The organism is Kocuria sp. ZOR0020, from assembly GCF_000800955.1.
In the GTDB taxonomy this organism is placed as follows: Bacteria; Actinomycetota; Actinomycetes; order Actinomycetales; family Micrococcaceae; genus Kocuria; species Kocuria subflava.
The window spans coordinates 1-3,540 of sequence record NZ_JROX01000336.1 but is presented as its reverse complement, the minus strand read 5'-3'; the positions used below and the strand labels follow the sequence as shown (position 1 = coordinate 3,540).

Annotated in this window: 4 protein-coding genes; 2 read left to right on the top strand and 2 right to left on the bottom strand. The window is 66.2% G+C overall.

Going from position 1 to position 3,540, the window contains the following annotated elements; genetic code table 11:
- Positions 1-1,240 (bottom strand): cation-translocating P-type ATPase (locus tag L979_RS13585; RefSeq protein WP_197052167.1); only part of this gene is annotated, 1,240 nt, incomplete at its 3' end.
- Positions 1,237-1,596, bottom strand: a complete 360-nt coding sequence (locus L979_RS13580; protein ID WP_047692759.1) for a helix-turn-helix transcriptional regulator — start codon at positions 1,594-1,596, stop codon at positions 1,237-1,239. The genes L979_RS13580 and L979_RS13585, both read right to left, overlap by 4 nt.
- A gap of 385 nt (positions 1,597-1,981) precedes the next feature.
- Between L979_RS13580 and L979_RS13575 the strand changes: the two genes are divergently transcribed.
- Positions 1,982-2,827 (top strand): chromosome condensation regulator, encoded by an 846-nt coding sequence (locus L979_RS13575; RefSeq protein WP_231559554.1) that lies wholly within the window; start codon positions 1,982-1,984, stop codon positions 2,825-2,827.
- 374 nt (positions 2,828-3,201) lie between these two features.
- A complete protein-coding gene (locus L979_RS16035) occupies positions 3,202-3,426 on the top strand; it encodes a hypothetical protein (RefSeq protein WP_156125608.1) in 225 nt (74 codons plus the stop codon).
- The last annotated feature ends 114 nt before the right edge of the window (positions 3,427-3,540 follow it).

Genomic DNA, 3,540 nt, shown 5'->3' with positions numbered 1-3,540 from the left:
TGATCCGCGCGCCGTCGAGCTTGCCCTCGATGCCGTGCCCGGTTTGCTCGGTCACGTCCTCGGCTACTGAGGCCCCCGGCGCGGCGGCGGTGATCGCGGCCGCGAGCGGGTGGGTGCTGTGTTGCTCCAGCGCGGCCGCCCACGCCAGCGCCTGCGCCTCGGTGGTCCCGTCGGCGGTGAGAACGGCGGTGACGACGGGCTCGTTTCGGGTGAGGGTGCCGGTCTTGTCGACGGCGACGTGGCGGATCACGCCGAAGCGCTCGAACGCGGCACCGGACTTGACGATCACGCCGAACTTGCTCGCCGAGCCGATCGCGGCGACCACGGTCAGCGGCACGGAGATCGCCAGCGCGCACGGCGACGCCGCCACGAGGACGACCAGGGCGCGAGTGACCCACAGCTCGGGGTCGCCGAACAGCGAACCGATCAGCGCCACCAGGACGGCGAGGACGAGCACACCAGGGACGAGGGGTCGGGCGATGCGGTCGGCGAGGCGGGCGCGGTCTCCCTTCTCGGCCTGCGCCTGCTCAACGAGCTCCACGATCGTGGTCAGCGAGTTGTCGGTGCCCGCCGCGGTCGTCTCGACTTCCAGCGCGCCGGCGGAGTTGATTGCACCGGCCGAGACTGCATCTCCCAGCTCGACCTCGACCGGGATCGACTCTCCAGTGATCGCAGACGTATCCAAACTCGAACGACCCGTGACCACGACGCCGTCGGTCGCGATCCGTTCGCCCGGCCGCACCAGCATCAGCTGGCCCACCTGGAGGTCTTTCGCGGCGACCTCGACCGACGCGCCGTCGCGGCGGATGGTCGCTGTCTCAGGGACGAGCTTGAGCAGCGCCCGGAGCCCGCCGCGGGCGCGGTCCATCGCCTTGTCCTCCAGCGCCTCAGCGATCGAGTACAGGAACGCCAGGGCCGCGGCCTCCCCGACGTAGCCGAGGATCACCGCGCCAATGGCGCTGATCGTCATCAGCAGGCTGATGCCGAGCTTGCGCTTGAACAGTTTGCGGATCGCGCCCGGGGTGAACGTCGACGCTCCCAGCAGCAGACCGAGCCAGAACAGCACCAGCGCCAGGATCTCGAGCCCGGACCACTCCAGGACGAGACCGGTCAGGAAAGCGACGCCGGAGAGGACTGGGACCATGATCCCGCGGTCCCGCCACCATGGTCGCTCCTGCACCTCCTCAACTGCTTCGCCGACCGTGGTCTCGGGCTCGTCGCAGCCGCACGCCGCGCTCATGCGCCTGCCCCCGTCCCGCAGCAGCCCGGCACCGGGCACTGGTCATCAACGCATGGCGCGTGCTCGTCGACGGCCAGCGTCACATCCACGAGCGCCGTGAGCGCCGCAGCGAGGTGCGGGTCGGCGATCTCGTAGCGCGTCTGCCGTCCCTCGGGCTCGGCGGCCACGATGCCACAGTCGCGCAGACAGGTCAGGTGGTTCGACACGTTCGACCGGGTCAGCTTCAGCTCGCGCGACAGCACCGCCGGATAGCTCGGGCCGTCGAGCAGGGTCATCAGGATCCGGGATCGCGTCGGGTCCGCCATGGCTCGGCCGAGCCGGTGCATGACGTCGAGGCGTGAAACAATGGTCAGCATGCACTGAACTATACAGTGACTGCTGACCTATTTTGGTCATCGCATCGGCAGCTCAGACCACTCAATCGACGCCAGAGGTTATACGGCGAAACGAAATTCCACCGCATTCCGTAGCCGAATCACTTTTGGAGAGCTATGTCCATAGGTCGGTGCTCGCTCACCGTCCCTCCGGCGCTCCCATGTGGGAGATCGGGACGATCACAAGCTTTCGAACGACTGCGAGCACCAGAGCTGTCACTACGGTCGCGGGAGTGCTGGAGCTCGTCCGAGTTCCGAGGTCGGTAACCTTGCCACGTCGCGCTGGGGCCACGAGACGGGCGTTGCCGCAACGACTGGTATGACGGCCTACAATCAGGTGGCGACGAGAACCGCGGAGGAGGTCCACGTGCGCACCGTACTCGCGGCCGGGAACCGGCACTCAGTGCTGCGACGCGAGGACGGGACCGTGATTGCCACTGGCAACAATCAAGCCGGCGAGTGTGACGTCCTACCCTGGTCCGACGTCATCGCCGTAGCCGCTGGCAGCGTCCACACGGCCCGCAATACCGGCAAGTCTCACACAGTGGGGCTCCGAGCCGATGGGACTGCACTTGCTACCGGCTGGAGCGACGCCGGGCAGACCGCCGTCACGCAGTGGCGCGAGATCACGGCAATAGCCGCCGGCTGGAGGACCACCGTGGGGCTACGTGCCGACGGATCGGTCGTCGCCACCGGTCGCACCGCGGAAGGACAGTGTGACGTGCAGTTGTGGAGCGGGATCGTCGCGATCGCGTGCGGCGACTGGCACACAATCGCAGTTCGACGCGACGGCACAGCCCTCGCAACTGGCAACAATCAGCGAGGGCAGACCGACGTCGCCCGGTGGACACACGTGTCCGGGGTCTCTGCCGGCTACCTGCACACCGTCGGCTTACACGAAGACGGTACCGTCGTCGCCGTCGGCGACGACAGCAGAGGCCAGTGCGAGGTGTCATCGTGGAGAAGCATCACCTCAGTGGCGGCCGGCTCCGTCCATACGCTCGCGCTGAGCCAGACCGGAAGGGTCTTCGGAACGGGCGACAACCAGTTCGGCCAGTGCGATGTCCAGTCATGGACCGGCATCACAGCGATCGCAGCCGGAGCGAGACACTCGCTTGGGCTGCGCGCCGACGGAACAGTCGTGGCTGCGGGCGACCACACCGAGCAGCAATGCAATGTCAACGCCTGGGCCACTCGACCACAGATGAACTGAAGTCCAGCGTGCCCGGTAATCGGCCGTCGATCACACGTTGAACCTAAACTCCACCACGTCGCCGCACAAACCAACCTCTGGGTCTACGAGGTCACCTCAAGCTGATACCAAGGCTGCACGCTCGACGGACAGCAGGCGGTAGACCACGACGTTCTCGAAGTCACGGATCCACTCGTGCTCGGCGGATGCGAGGGAGTATCTCGACTGTGATGATCAACGCCGCGCAGGCGACCCCCATGCCGAGCACGGACCAACCTATCCACAATGCATCGGCCTCGTCTTCCACTCGCATGCCTCCGCCGCCTTTAGTCGGAAATCTCCAACCGACGGTGTACGCGGGGTACAACAGGGCAACCAGCCCCCATCCGATGAGCATGAACCAGACCGCGCAAGACGCCACCTGCATGACCAACATTCTCGTCACCGCAGACCGCGGAAGGAGCATCAACGCCGGGGCCGTCGAGCCCACCAACATCAGAGCACTACAGGCCACGAACACGCCCCACGCACCCCAAGACAAGTACATCGCGCACCCGCCGACCACCAGCATCGCCGTGGCAGCGATGATCGCCCAGTGTTCTCTCGCAAGAGGAAAATGAATTCGCTTCGACCGGCTGGGGGCCACTCGTGTACCGCCGTTCAACAAAGAGACCGTCAGGCGTTAATCGGCTCTTCGTAAATGAGGGTGTAGAGCCTGCTCTGTGAGTCCGCAC